This is a genomic window from Comamonas sp. JNW (assembly GCF_003105075.1).
In the GTDB taxonomy this organism is placed as follows: domain Bacteria; phylum Pseudomonadota; class Gammaproteobacteria; order Burkholderiales; family Burkholderiaceae_C; genus Comamonas; species Comamonas squillarum.
Map to the genome: position 1 here is coordinate 87,673 of NZ_QETI01000007.1, position 12,884 is coordinate 100,556.

Annotated in this window: 12 protein-coding genes; 10 read left to right on the plus strand and 2 right to left on the minus strand. The window is 65.0% G+C overall.

All coding sequences use genetic code 11. The features are described 5' to 3' along the window. Window positions 1–19: 19 nt before the first annotated feature. From yajC to DCO45_RS12090, 4 genes are all read left to right on the plus strand, one after another. Window positions 20–352, plus strand: a complete 333-nt coding sequence (yajC, locus tag DCO45_RS12075) for a preprotein translocase subunit YajC (protein WP_021026469.1) — start codon at window positions 20–22, stop codon at window positions 350–352. A 70-nt stretch (window positions 353–422) separates the two neighbouring features. After that, a complete protein-coding gene (secD, locus tag DCO45_RS12080; RefSeq protein ID WP_116926077.1) occupies window positions 423–2,315 on the plus strand; it encodes a protein translocase subunit SecD in 1,893 nt (630 codons plus the stop codon). 11 nt (window positions 2,316–2,326) lie between these two features. Continuing rightward, window positions 2,327–3,277 (plus strand): protein translocase subunit SecF, encoded by a 951-nt coding sequence (gene secF / locus DCO45_RS12085; protein ID WP_021026467.1) that lies wholly within the window; start codon window positions 2,327–2,329, stop codon window positions 3,275–3,277. 27 nt (window positions 3,278–3,304) lie between these two features. Beyond that, a complete protein-coding gene (locus DCO45_RS12090; protein ID WP_116926078.1) occupies window positions 3,305–5,680 on the plus strand; it encodes a DUF1631 family protein in 2,376 nt (791 codons plus the stop codon). Window positions 5,681–5,689: 9 nt separating this feature from the next. Here the strand turns inward: DCO45_RS12090 and dprA are convergent, their stop codons facing one another. Together dprA and DCO45_RS12100 are read right to left on the minus strand one after the other, a co-directional pair. Next, on the minus strand, window positions 5,690–6,865 hold the full coding sequence (gene dprA, locus DCO45_RS12095) for a DNA-processing protein DprA (protein ID WP_116926079.1): 1,176 nt from the start codon (window positions 6,863–6,865) through the stop codon (window positions 5,690–5,692). 30 nt (window positions 6,866–6,895) lie between these two features. Beyond that, window positions 6,896–8,119 carry a LysM domain-containing protein gene (locus tag DCO45_RS12100; protein WP_116926080.1) on the minus strand — a complete coding sequence of 408 codons (1,224 nt, stop codon included), beginning with the start codon at window positions 8,117–8,119 and terminating at the stop codon, window positions 6,896–6,898. Between the two features lie 171 nt (window positions 8,120–8,290). Between DCO45_RS12100 and def the strand changes: the two genes are divergently transcribed. The 6 genes from def (at window position 8,291) to DCO45_RS12130 (ending at window position 12,858) form a co-directional block, all read left to right on the plus strand. Then, on the plus strand, window positions 8,291–8,812 hold the full coding sequence (gene def / locus DCO45_RS12105) for a peptide deformylase (RefSeq protein WP_116926081.1): 522 nt from the start codon (window positions 8,291–8,293) through the stop codon (window positions 8,810–8,812). Between the two features lies 1 nt (window position 8,813). Next, window positions 8,814–9,338 (plus strand): hypothetical protein, encoded by a 525-nt coding sequence (locus DCO45_RS12110; RefSeq protein ID WP_243419330.1) that lies wholly within the window; start codon window positions 8,814–8,816, stop codon window positions 9,336–9,338. Window positions 9,339–9,389: 51 nt separating this feature from the next. Then, window positions 9,390–10,373 carry a methionyl-tRNA formyltransferase gene (gene fmt / locus DCO45_RS12115; RefSeq protein WP_116926083.1) on the plus strand — a complete coding sequence of 328 codons (984 nt, stop codon included), beginning with the start codon at window positions 9,390–9,392 and terminating at the stop codon, window positions 10,371–10,373. Continuing rightward, window positions 10,370–11,194 carry an AzlC family ABC transporter permease gene (locus DCO45_RS12120; RefSeq protein ID WP_116926084.1) on the plus strand — a complete coding sequence of 275 codons (825 nt, stop codon included), beginning with the start codon at window positions 10,370–10,372 and terminating at the stop codon, window positions 11,192–11,194. The genes fmt and DCO45_RS12120 overlap by 4 nt, the downstream gene beginning before the upstream one ends. Next, on the plus strand, window positions 11,191–11,535 hold the full coding sequence (locus DCO45_RS12125) for an AzlD domain-containing protein (RefSeq protein ID WP_116926085.1): 345 nt from the start codon (window positions 11,191–11,193) through the stop codon (window positions 11,533–11,535). Before DCO45_RS12120 ends, DCO45_RS12125 begins: the two co-directional genes overlap by 4 nt. A 129-nt stretch (window positions 11,536–11,664) precedes the next feature. Further along, window positions 11,665–12,858: a phosphoglycerate kinase gene (locus tag DCO45_RS12130; RefSeq protein ID WP_116926086.1), complete on the plus strand. Its 1,194-nt coding sequence runs from the start codon at window positions 11,665–11,667 to the stop codon at window positions 12,856–12,858. Window positions 12,859–12,884 lie beyond the last annotated feature (26 nt).

Below are 12,884 nucleotides of genomic sequence, written 5' to 3' on the forward strand. Positions count from 1 at the left end.
TCCACGTTGGGAGCTTCATTTGTTTATCTCTTCTGCTTTTGCCCAGACCGCACCGGCTGCTGCTGCCTCCGGCGGCATGACCTCCACCCTCACCAGCATGCTGCCTTTGGTGCTGATGTTTGTGGTGCTGTATTTCCTGATGATCCGTCCTCAGATGAAGCGCCAAAAGGAAGCCCGTGCGATGATCGACGCGCTGGTCAAGGGCGACGAAGTGGCGACCAACGGTGGCCTGGTGGGCCGCGTGGTGGGCCTGGACGAACAGTTCCTGCAAGTAGAGTTGGCCCAGGGCGTCGTCGTGCAACTGCAGCGTGGTGCTGTGGTGCAGGTGCTGCCCAAGGGTACGCTGAAGTAATCCACTGTTGAAACAGCAATTGGCGCAGCATGGCTGCGCCTTCTATTTTGCGTAAGGTAAGAGCGCGATCATGAACCGTTATCCGGTCTGGAAGTACGCGATCATTGTGATCGCGCTTCTGGTAGGGGTTGTTTACACCCTGCCCAACTTTTTTGGTGAGGCGCCTGCTGTCCAGGTCGCCTCGGTCAAGGCGACTGTCACGGTCGATTCTGCATTGCAGCAGCGCGTGGAGACGGCGCTGGCCGATGCCGACGTCAAGCCGCTGAGCATCGCGCTGGAAAACGGCTCGATCCGTGCCCGCTTCGACAAGGAAGACGAGCAGCTCAAGGCCAAGGGCGTGCTCGAGCGCGTGCTGATCCCCGACACCAGCGACCCCTCCTATGTGGTGGCGCTGAATCTGATCTCCCGCTCGCCCGCCTGGCTCACCGCCTTGCATGCCAAGCCCATGTACCTGGGTCTGGACTTGCGCGGTGGTGTGCACTTCACCTTGCAGGTGGACATGCAGGCAGCGCTGACCAAGCGCACCGAAGCGCTGACCAGCGATGTGCGTCTGGCGCTGCGCGACAAGAAGATTCGCCACGGCGGTGTGAACCGCGAAGGCCAGTCGCTCGAAGTGCGCCTGCAAGACGAGGCCACCGCCACGACGGTGCGCAACCTGATTGTGGACACCATGCCCGACCTGCAGGCCAACGTGGTCAGCACGGGTGGCGCCTATGTGGTGCGCGCCAACATCAAGCCTGAATCGCTGCGCAGCGTGCAAGAGCAAGCGCTCAAGCAGAACATCACGACCTTGCACAACCGGATCAATGAGCTGGGCGTGGCCGAGCCGGTGATCCAGCAGCAAGGCTCCGACCGCATCGTCGTGCAGCTGCCTGGTGTGCAGGATCCCGCACAGGCCAAGGACATCCTGGGCCGTACTGCGACCCTGGAAGTGCGCATGGTCGACGACAGCTCGGACGCACGCGCTGCCGAAATGGGCACCGGACCCGTGCCTTTTGGCTCTGAAAAGTACAGCGACCCGCATGGCCAGTCGATTGTCGTGAAAAAGCAGGTCATCCTGACCGGCGAGAACCTGAACGACGCCCAACCCGGCTTTGACAGCCAGACGCATGAAGCGACCGTGAACCTGACGCTGGACGGCAAGGGCGCGAATATCTTCAAGGACGTCACGCGAGAGAACATTGGCAAGCGCATGGCCATCCTGCTGTTTGAAAAGGGCAAGGGCCAAGTGGTGACTGCCCCTGTGATCCGCTCCGAAATCGGTGGCGGCCGCGTGCAGATCTCGGGCAGCATGAGCACCAAGGAAGCCAGCGATACCTCGCTGCTGCTGCGCGCCGGCTCGCTGGCCGCGCCGATGGAAATCATCGAGGAATACACGATCGGCCCCAGCATGGGCAAAGAGAACGTGGAAGCCGGTATCAAGAGCATTGTGGGCGGCTTCATCGCGATCGCCGTTTTCATGTGCATCTACTACATGATCTTTGGCGTGGTCTCGACCATTGCGCTGGGCGTGAACGTCTTGCTGCTGCTGGCCATCCTGTCGATGCTGCAGGCCACCCTGACCCTGCCGGGCATTGCCGCCATGGCGCTGGCCATTGGTGTGGCCATTGACTCGAACGTGCTGATCAATGAGCGGGTGCGCGAGGAATTGCGCGCCGGTGCGTCGCCGCAGGCGGCGATCCATGCCGGTTATGAACATGCCTGGCATACCATCTTGGACTCCAACGTCACCACCTTGATCGTGGGCCTGGCGCTGCTGGCCTTTGGCTCGGGCCCGGTGCGCGGTTTTGCCGTGGTGCACTGCATCGGCATTCTGACCAGCATGTTCTCGGCCGTGTTCTTCTCGCGTGGCCTGGTCAACCTCTGGTATGGCCGCCGCAAGAAACTCAAGAGCGTGTCGATCGGTCAGGTCTGGAAGCCCGAGGGCGAAGACCACCGCTCCGTGGCATCTGCTAAACGTTAAGGAGGAAGACCATGGAATTCTTCCGTATCAAAAAAGACATCCCTTTCATGAAATACGCGTTGGTGCTCAACGCGATTTCGGTGATCACCTTTGTGCTGGCGGTGTTCTTCCTGACCACCCGTGGCCTGCACCTGTCGGTGGAGTTCACCGGCGGTACTGTCATGCAGGTGGCCTACGAGCAGCCTGCCGACGTGGGCAAGATCCGCGAACAGGTCGCCTCGCTCGGCTACCAGGATATCCTGGTGCAGAACGTGGGCAGCGCCGACCGCGTGATGATCCGCCTGCCGATCGAGAAAGGCGTGACCACCGCCCAGCAAGGCGAGAAGGTCATGGGCGCGCTCAAGGCCGCAGACCCAGGGGTGACCTTGCTGCGCAGCGAGTTCGTCGGCCCCTCGGTCGGTGAGGAGCTGGTGCACGGCGGCCTGATGGCGCTGGGCGCCGTGGTGCTGGGTATCGTGATCTACCTGGCGATGCGCTTTGAGTGGAAGTTCGGTGTGGCCGCAGCCATCGCCAACTTGCATGACGTGGTGATCATCCTGGGCTTTTTCGCTTTCTTCCAGTGGGAGTTCTCACTGGCCGTGCTCGCCGGTGTGCTGGCGGTGCTGGGCTACTCGGTCAATGAGTCGGTGGTGATCTTTGACCGGATCCGCGAGGCATTCCGCAAGTTCCGCAAGCTCAGCACGCCCGAAGTGATCGACCACGCCATCACCTCGACGATGAGCCGGACCATCATCACCCACGCTTCCACCGAAGCGATGGTGCTGTCGATGTTTCTTTTTGGCGGTGCCAGCTTGCATTACTTTGCGTTGGCGCTGACCATTGGTATTCTTTTTGGTATCTACTCGTCGGTGTTCGTTGCTGCGGCCATCGCCATGTGGCTGGGCGTCAAGCGCGAAGACCTGGTCAAGGTCAGCCAAAAGGACCTGGACCCGAACGACCCCAATGCCGGGGCTACGGTATAAAGCAGACCGATAAGGGATGGGATTTCTGTGGCTGTTGCACCCTCGCACCATCGCACCTGGCAAAAAAAGCTCGCCCGTGAAGCGCGGCTGAGATTTGTCGGGGGCTTGTGCGCGGGTCTGCCCGGGGTGGCAGCGCGCCTGCGCGCCGAGCTGCTCCAGATCATGGCGCGGCCCAGTACCGATCCCGCCCGCTCGCATGTCGCGCTGTCGGCCGCCATTGCCGAGTTTGACAGCCGCCAGCAAGCCTGGCTGGACAGCGCCAACAAGCTGCTGCGCCAAAGCCTGCTGGCGGGCGAGCCGGCCCCCGAGCCGGTGGCAGCGCCTCCCACCATCACCAGCTTCGAGCTGGTCAGCAACGAGGCCATCGAAGGCCGCATCATCGCATCGCGCCTGGCAGCCCAGCTGCTGGAGCTGGTCGCAATGGAGCTGGACAGCGTGCGCCGCGTGACCCAGTTTCTGGAAGACCAGGAGCTGGGCCCGGCCGATGCGCTGCGCCCCGAGACCTGGTGCCTGCGGCTGATCGAAGCCTGGGAAGCGGCTGGCCTCAGCCGCAAGACGCTGGACCTGCTCTGGACGCCGATGCTCGAAGCGCTGGCGCCGCTGGGCATCAGCGGCTACACGGCCGTGCGGCGCTTTTTTGACGAGCAAGGCGCGGCCACCGAAGATGAACTGCGCAGCTACCGCATCAAACGCACTGAAAGCGAGCGCCATGCGCCGGCCGCCACCGCCTCTGCAGCAGCCGCTGCTGTGGCTGCTGCCACCCACCAGGCGGGCGGCATGGCCGCAGCGCAAGGGACCGCAGGCGCGGCCAGCATGCCTTCGGGCCTGATGCCTGCTGGCGGCGCCGCTGCCCCCGGATGGGTGGCGATGGGCGCAGCCCGCCAGAAGAGCCAGGGTGTGCTGGCGCAGCTGCGGGGCTTTTTGCACAACGTCGCCGGTGGCCGCTCCAATGGCGGGCCGACCTCGGTGCGCGCCTCGCTGGGAGACGCGGGCGGCTATGTGATCTCGCCGGCGCTGCAGCATGCGCTGGTCTCGCCGCCCACGGCGATCCAGTCGGCCTGGTTCCATACCGCGCCGGCTGATGACGATTTTGACCCCGGACAGGTGGTGGCGCCGGTGGCGCTGGCGGTGCGCCAGCAATCCTCGGCGCTCAAGAGCGTGGCCTCGTCCGACGAGGAAAAGGCGATCATCGAGATCATCGCCTTGATGTTCCAAAGCATCCTGAACGAAGACCGCATTCCGGCCGGTATCCGCATCTGGTTTGCGCGGCTGCAGGTGCCGGTGCTGCGCGTGGCGCTGGCCGAGCCGGCCTTCTTCAATGACACCGAGCACCCCGCGCGCCAGCTGATCGACCGCATGGGGGCCTGCGTGCTGGGCTTTGAGGCCGCTGCGCTCAATGGCACCAGCTTGGAAGCCGAGGTCAAGCGGGTGGTGCAGGTCATTGAGCAGTACCCCGACACCGGCAGCCGCGTGTTCCAGCTGGTGCTCAAGGAATTCCAGAAATTCCTCGAAAAGAACCTGACCGGCCAGACCGCCACCGCGCGCGAGCTGGTGAGCCTGGCCCAGCAGATCGAGCAAAAGGAAACGCTGGCCATCCAGTACACGATCCAGCTGCGCGACATGCTGCTGGAGATGCCGGTGGACAGCGATGTGCGCGAGTTCCTGTTCAAGCAGTGGTCCGATGTGCTGGCCATGTCGGCCATCCGCTTTGGCGCCGAGCACGAGAACACGCAAAAATTCAAGAAAGCCGCGCTGGACCTGGTCTGGTCGGCGTCGGCCAAGCCCAGCAAGGAAGAGCGTGCCAAGGTGATCCGCCAGCTGCCGCTGTTGCAAACCGTGCTGCGCCAGGGTTTGACGCTGTCCAATATCGTTGGCGAGCGCCAGGACGAGATGATCAAGAGCCTGATGGACATCGTGGCCGAGGCCTTTCTGGCCAAGACCAATGAGATCCCGCAGGAGCGCATCATTGCGCTGGCAGAGCGCCTGGCGCATCTGGAGGATGCCCTCGACGAGGTGGTGACCGAGGAGTACCCGCTCAGCGCCGAGAGCATCGAGCTGATGCTGGGCATCGACACCAGCAGCATCCAGGTGATTGCCGATGATGGTGCGCTGGTGCAGCCCGAGGTGCTGGAGTGGGCGAAGAACCTGTCGCTGGGCAACTGGTTCCTGCTGGACCACAATGCCAGCCCGCTGCAGGTGCAGTATGTCTGGCACAGCCAGCACAAGCAGCTGCATCTGTTTGCGGCGCTGAGTGGCTCCTGCTTTCTCTTCCAGATGCGGCGCATGGGCCACTACCTGCAGGCGGGCCTGCTGCTGCCGCGCGATGCCGAAGGCATCACCGCCCGCGCAGCCCGCGATGCGCTGGCCAAGATCGAGGCCAACCCCGAGCGGCTTCTGCAGTAACTGCTGGATCTAGCCTGCCGCCAGGCGCTGGAACAAGCCGCCGGGCAGGCGCGCCACCTGGCCTTGGAGTTCGAGCTCCAGCAGCTGGATCTGCAGGCTGGCGATATCGATGCCGGTGCGGCTGCACAGACTGTCCAGATCGACCGGGTCAAAGCCCAGCGCCTGCAGCAAACCCTGGTCTTCATGCTGATCGTTGCTGGCGGCTACGCCAGGCGTAGCCCCTGGGGCGGGTTCTGCAGCTGGCGCCCGCGCGGCTGCACCGCCCAGCGCCGGCAGCTCTTCCAGAATATCTTCCACCGATTCCACCAGCTTGGCGCCCTGGCGGATCAGCGCATGGCAGCCTTTGCTTTGCGGCGCATGGATGGAGCCGGGGATGGCGAAGACCTCGCGCCCCTGCTCGCTGGCCAGCCGGGCGGTGACCAGGGAGCCGGAGGCGGTCGCCGCCTCGACTACCAAGGTGCCACTGGCCAGGCCGGCGATCAGCCGGTTGCGTTTGGGAAAGTTCTGCGCCAGCGGGGGCGTGCCCAGGTGGTATTCGCTGACGATCCAGCCCTGCTCGGCAATCTGCGCGGCCAGCGGGTGGTTGGCCCGGGGGTAGACCCGGTCGATGCCGGTGCCGATCACGGCGATGGTGGCGGGCTGCGTATCTGTTGCGGCCTCCAGCGCGCCGGCATGGGCGGCGGCATCGATGCCCAGCGCCAGGCCGGAGACGACGGTCACGCCCTGGCGCGCGAGGGTCTGCGCAAAAGCGCGGGCATGGAGCGCACCCTGGGGCGTGGGATTGCGGCTGCCGACCACGGCCAGCGCCCGGTGCGGCCAGGCCAGGCCTTGGGCGCCAAACCAGCGGGCATGGCCGGTGATGTAGAGCAGCACTGGCGGGTCTGCGGTTTCGAGCAAGGACGCCGGGTAATCGGCGTCGCCCAGGGTCAGCACATGGCGCTGCAAAGGGGCGGGCGCGCTGGTCAGCCAGGCCCAGGTGGCCGCCTGCAGCGCTTGCAGCTCGGGGCTGGGGTGGTGCAGCGCCCGGGCTTGCGCGGGCGTGATGCAACTCTCCAACGCGGCGCTGGTCTGGGCCAGCACGTCAGCGGGCAGCCCAAAGCGCGCCAGCAGCCGCCGGATGGTGGTATTGCCCAGGCCGGGCGTGGCGCTCAAGCGCAACCAGTCATGCAGCTCTTGTTCGGTCATGGGCAAGAGCCACTTTCCCCGTTACCCGTATCAGGGGCGGTAGTCGGGCGAGATCAGCGAGTCGCCTACCTTCACGCCTTCCTTGGCTTCCAGAATCAGCGCGTAGGACACATTGTCGAACGTGCGGAACACCATGGCCAGGCCATTGGCCTCGTTGGGCAGCTTGATGACGGTCTGGTCGCTGTCGGTCTTGTCCTTGATGCGCGCGCCGCGCGTCATCAGGCGGAAGACATGGCCGAGCTCGACACCGTCGGCCTGGCCCCGGTTGATGGCGATCACGTTGTTGCGCGATGCATAGGCCACGCTGTTGCTGCCGTAGATGGACACGACGCTGCCTTGCAGGTGCTCATCGGGCGCATGCGGCACATAGCTGGTGACGGTAGCGCGCGGCATCGGCAGCAGCTTGTCGCCGATGCGGATTTCTTCCTTCACCGACGTGATGTCCAGCGATGCGGGCACCGGATCGGTGTGGGCATGGCCCTTGGCATCGAGCGTCGTCTCCTTGCGCTCACCGGCCATCACCTGCACCTTGCCCAGGTACTGGGCTTCGTAGCCCAGCACGGCGTTGGTTTCAGGGTCGACCATCGGCACGGCATTGCGGAACACACGGTAGTACTGGCGCTCCTGGCCCGTTTCCAGCGACTGGTCGGCCGAGCGGCCATAGACGCGGTCGCCGGGCGACAGCAGGGCGCGCTCTTGCGCGGCACCGACCAGGCGCGGGGCTTTTTCGCTCTCGCCAGCGGCCAGCACTTCGGGCTCGACCAGGAAAGCCTCGATGAGGCGCTGGTTGACGGCGGGCAGCGCGGTGCCCGAGAGGCTCTCGCTGCGCACGCGCGGCGAGATGCGGATGACTTCGTCCTCACCCGAGCGCGAGGTGACCAGGCGCGCTATGCCATTGCGGCGCTCCAGGTACAGGGTCTGGCCGGGGTAGATCAGGTGCGGGTTGGCGATGGACTGCAGGTTCATGCCCCACAGCGCCGGCCAGCGCCAGGGCTGTTGCAGGTAGATGCGCGAAATATCCCAGAGCGTATCGCCCCGCTTGACCACGTAGCTCTCGGGTGCATTGGCGACCAGGTCGGCCTCGGGGATGCCCTGCGCCGCCACTTGCTGGGCGGTGCTGCGTTGCTGCGCGGTCACCGGCAACTGCGCGGCCGGGGTGGCGGCCCAGGCACTCATGCCGGCGCAGGCCATGCAGGCGACTGCAATGGCGCTGCTGCGCAGCTGGTGGAACAGGGGCGTGGTGGATGCTCGCATGGCCGGGTGACTCCCTCTCAGTCGCTGGCAGGCCACAGTGGGCCTGCTGTCAATGTTTGTAATTGCCTCTGATTCTCGGGCCAAGCCCTTGATCGATCAATGATTATTGCAAGCCATCTGGGCATTGAAGCGCAAAAGTGGCGAAAATAACGACATTCAAGAGCGAAAACTATGTCTATCCTCCCGATTCTCTGCTACCCCGATCCCCGTCTGCACAAGGTCGCCAAGCCCGTGGCCGTGGTCGATGACCGCATCCGTACCTTGGTCCAGGACATGCTGGCCACTATGTACGACGCCAGCGGTATCGGCCTGGCAGCCACGCAGATCGACGTGCACGAGCGCGTGGTGGTGATCGACGTCTCTGAAGAGCGCAATGAGCCCATGGCCATCATCAACCCGGAAATCCTCTGGGCCAGCGATGAAAAGCAGGTGGGTGACGAAGGCTGCCTGTCTGTGCCCGGCATTTACGACGGTGTCGAGCGCTCGGTGGCGGTCAAGATCCGGGCACTCGACGAGAATGGCAACAGCCGCGAGATCGACGCCGAAGGCCTGCTGGCCATCTGCATCCAGCATGAGATGGACCACCTGCTGGGCAAGGTGTTTGTCGAGTACCTCTCGCCCCTCAAGCGCAACCGCATCAAGTCCAAGCTGGTCAAGCAGCAAAAGCGCGAGCTGGCCGACGCCAAGGGCTGACATGGGCACGGCGCGATCTTCACGGAGCTGGCTGCCTGGCAGCGCGTGGGGCGCGATGGTGCTGCTCGCGCTGTGCGCCGCCCTGGCGGGCTGCGCCTACCCCACCCAGTTCAAGCCCGGCACCCCGCAGCAGGAAGTGCTGAGCAAGCTCGGCCCTGCTACGACCGTCAAAAAGCTCGAGGGCGGAGCGGAGCGCTGGCTCTACACCACCCAGCCGATGGGGCGCGAGGCCTACCAGCTGCGCTTTGGCGCCGATGGCCAATTGCAGACCACCACCCAAGTGCTGACGGCCGAGAACTTCGGCGCCATCCCGCTGGGCCAGTTCAGCGAGCAGCAGCTGATGCAGGATTTTGGCCCGCCGATGGAAATCACCCGGGTCTGGAGCTTCAAGGGACAGGTCTGGACCTACCGATTCTGGGACAATGGCATCAAGCGATTCGCGCATGTGCACATCGATCCGCAAGGTGTGGTGCAAAAGCTGATGTTCATGGATGAGCCTTTGCCCGAGCCCCGCCAGCGCGATTGACGGCCGGTCTGCGTGGCCCGATCGCAACTGGCCTCTTACCTAAAAAAAGACATGAAAGTAGTTTTTGCCGGCACGCCGGAATTTGCCCGTGTGGCTCTCGAGCAGTTGCTGGCCGCCGGTCACGAAGTGCCGCTGGTGCTGACCCAGCCGGACCGGCCCGCCGGCCGGGGCATGAAGCTGCAGGCCTCTCCGGTCAAGCAATGCGCGCTGGCGCACGGCATTGCAGTCAGCCAGCCGCTCAGCCTTCGGCTCGATGGCAAATACCCGCAAGAAGCGGCTGTCGCACGCGCGGCGCTGCTGGCGGCCCAGCCCGATGTGATGGTCGTCGCCGCCTACGGTTTGATCCTGCCGCAATGGGTGCTGGACTTGCCTGCCAAGGGCTGCCTCAACATCCACGCCAGCCTGCTGCCGCGCTGGCGCGGCGCCGCGCCCATCCACCGCGCGATCGAGGCGGGCGATGCCCAGACCGGCGTGACCATCATGCAGATGGACGCGGGCCTCGATACCGGTGATATGTGCCTGGTCGAAGCGCTGGACATTGCCGCCGATGACACCACCGCCAGCCTGCACGACAAGCTGGCCGAGATGGGCGGGCGCATGCTGGTGCAGGCACTGGCCTTGAGCGCCGAGGGCCGTTTGCAGCGCGCGCCGCAGCCGGCAGAAGGCATCACCTACGCGCACAAGATCGAGAAGGCCGAAAGCACCATCGACTGGGCGCAGAGCGCCTTACAGATCGATCGGCGCGTGCGCGCCTTCAATCCCTTCCCGGCCGCCTCGACCCGCATGGGCGAGGAGGTGGTCAAGATTTGGGCAGCGCAGCCCGAGCGGCATTCGCCCGCCGGTGCCGTTCCCGGCCAGGTGCTGGCGGCCGACGGCCAGGGCATTGTGGTGGCCTGCGGCGAGGGTGCCTTGCGCATCAGCGCGCTGCAGCGGCCCGGTGGCAAGCGGCTGCAGTCGGCCGATTTTCTGCGCGGCCATGCGCTGCAGCCCGGCCAGGTGCTGGGTGACGACAGGCTCTCCGTGGCGGCTCCATGAGCCTGCACCACCGGCGCCGCGCCATCGACCACCCCAGTTTCCGTGCCGGCGTGGTCGACATGTCGGGCACGGCCGTGGGCATTGCCGCCTGGGCGCTGGTCACCGGTGTGGCCATGGTCAAGGCGGGAATCTCCGCCCCCATAGCCATCTTCATGTCGCTGGTGGTCTATGCCGGCAGCGCCCAACTGGCGGTGCTGCCGCTGATGGCGATGGGCTCGCCGATGTGGGTGGTCTGGTTCACCGCCGCCTGCGTGAACCTGCGCTTTGTCATTCTGTCGAGCATGTGGCGCAGCTATTTTGCGCACCTGCCGCTGTGGCACCGGCTCTGCATTGGTTACTTCAGCGGTGATGTGATCTTTGTGGCCTTCATGCGCCGCTACACCGCGCCGGTGGCCAAGCCCCAGCAGGTCTACTACTTCTGGGGCGCCTCGTCGCTGAACTTTGTGACCTGGCAGGGCTTCTCGATTGCCGGCATCTTGCTGGCCAACGTGGTACCGCTGGAATGGGGCCTGGGCTTTGCCGGCGTGCTGGCGCTGCTGGGTGTGCTCTATTCGATGCTGATCGACCGCGCCACCAAGGTCGCGGCGCTGGTGGCGGCCACGGCGGCGATTGCGGCTTATGGCATTCCGCTCAAGCTCAATATCCTGGTGGCGATTGCCTGCGCGGTCACCATCGGCCTCCTGGTCGAGGCGGTGGACCAGCGCGGGCGCAAGCCCAAGATCGTGGTGGTGGCCAAGAACAAACCGCTGCCATCGCCCGGGCCCGAGCAGCCCGACGATGGCACCACGGCGGTGCCCGTGCGTGAGGAGCATGTGCGATGAGCCAGGACGACTGGGATCTGCTCTACCAGCTCACCGCCATCGTGGGCCTGACCGTCATCACCGTGGTCACCCGCGCGTTCTTCATGATCCCGAAGAACGAGCTGCCCTTGCCCGACTGGCTCAAGCGCGGCCTCAAATACGCGCCGCTGGCCGCGTTGATGGCCGTCATTGCGCCCGAGCTGTTGATGGTCAAGGGCGAGCTGACCGACACCTTGCTCGATGCCCGCATTCCGGCGGTGGTCTGCGCGACCATCTATTACTTCAAAAAGCGCGGCATCCTGGGCACGATTGTGGTGGGCATGGCGGTCTACCTGCCGCTGCATATCGGCCTGGGCTGGTAAGCCGGGGCGGAGAGACGCGAGCGCGACCCGCTGCTTGGGCCGGGCTGGGCAGGCCTCTACAATGGCGGCCATGCGCAGGCCCTTGCATGGCGCGCGCCCCAGTTTCTAGACTCTTTGGTAGCCATTCCCATGAACATCCTTCGTTTCTCCGACCTGTGTGCCCAAGGCAAGGTGCAAGGCCAACGCGTTTTTATCCGCTCCGATCTGAATGTGCCGCTCAACGATGCCGGCGAGATCACCGAAGACACGCGCGTGCGTGCGTCGGTGCCTGCGATCGAGATGGCGCTCAAGGCTGGCGCCGCCGTGATGGTGACCAGCCACCTGGGCCGCCCCACCGAGGGCGCGTTCCAGCCCGAGGACTCGCTCGCCCCGGTGGCGCAACGTCTGGCGCAGCTGCTGGGCCGCGAGGTGCCGCTGATCGCGGACTGGGTTGACGGTGTCACCGTGGCCCCCGGCCAGGTCGTGATGCTGGAGAACTGCCGCAGCAATGTCGGCGAGAAGAAGAACCTGCCGGCGCTGGCGCAAAAGCTCGCCCAGCTGTGCGACATCTATGTGAACGACGCCTTTGGCACGGCCCACCGCGCCGAAGGCACGACCTACGGCATCGCCGAGTACGCCAAGATCGCCTGCGCCGGCCCGCTGCTGTCGGCCGAGATCGATGCCATCACCAAGGCGCTGGCCGCGCCGGCGCGTCCGCTGGTCGCCATTGTCGCGGGCTCCAAGGTCTCGACCAAGCTGACCATCCTGCAGGCGCTGTCCAGCAAGGTAGACCAGCTGATCGTCGGCGGCGGCATTGCCAACACCTTCATGCTGGCGGCAGGCCTGAACATCGGCAAGTCGCTGGCCGAGGCCGACCTGGTGGGTGACGCCAAGGCCGTGATCGATGCCATGGCCGCACGCGGCGCCGATGTGCCGATTCCGACCGATGTGGTGGTGGCCAAGACCTTTGCGGCCGACGCCGAGGCGACCATCAAGCGCGCCACCGACGTGGCCGATGACGACCTGATCCTCGATATCGGCCCCGAGACGGCCGCCCGCCTGGCCGAGCAGCTCAAGAAGGCCGGCACCATCGTCTGGAACGGCCCGGTGGGCGTGTTCGAGTTCGATGCGTTTGCGCATGGCACCGAAACCCTGGCCCAGGCCATTGCCCAGTCGCCCGCCTTCAGCATTGCCGGTGGCGGTGATACCTTGGCCGCCATTGCCAAGTACGGCATCGAGGACAAGATTGGTTATATCTCCACTGGCGGCGGTGCCTTTTTGGAAGTATTGGAAGGCAAGACCTTGCCAGCTTTTGAGATTCTGCAAAAACGCGCGGCAGGCTGAGCTTATTCAGTGGACAAATGGCGTTT

Coding starts and splice junctions, on each gene's coding strand:
- DCO45_RS12100 (WP_116926080.1), bottom strand. CDS start 8,119: ATGCGAGCATCCACCACGCCCCTGTTCCACCAGCTGCGCAGCAGCGCC.
- DCO45_RS12130 (WP_116926086.1), top strand. CDS start 11,665: ATGAACATCCTTCGTTTCTCCGACCTGTGTGCCCAAGGCAAGGTGCAA.
- secD (WP_116926077.1), top strand. CDS start 423: ATGAACCGTTATCCGGTCTGGAAGTACGCGATCATTGTGATCGCGCTT.
- DCO45_RS12120 (WP_116926084.1), top strand. CDS start 10,370: ATGAGCCTGCACCACCGGCGCCGCGCCATCGACCACCCCAGTTTCCGT.
- def (WP_116926081.1), top strand. CDS start 8,291: ATGTCTATCCTCCCGATTCTCTGCTACCCCGATCCCCGTCTGCACAAG.
- secF (WP_021026467.1), top strand. CDS start 2,327: ATGGAATTCTTCCGTATCAAAAAAGACATCCCTTTCATGAAATACGCG.
- DCO45_RS12110 (WP_243419330.1), top strand. CDS start 8,814: ATGGGCACGGCGCGATCTTCACGGAGCTGGCTGCCTGGCAGCGCGTGG.
- dprA (WP_116926079.1), bottom strand. CDS start 6,865: ATGACCGAACAAGAGCTGCATGACTGGTTGCGCTTGAGCGCCACGCCC.
- fmt (WP_116926083.1), top strand. CDS start 9,390: ATGAAAGTAGTTTTTGCCGGCACGCCGGAATTTGCCCGTGTGGCTCTC.
- DCO45_RS12125 (WP_116926085.1), top strand. CDS start 11,191: ATGAGCCAGGACGACTGGGATCTGCTCTACCAGCTCACCGCCATCGTG.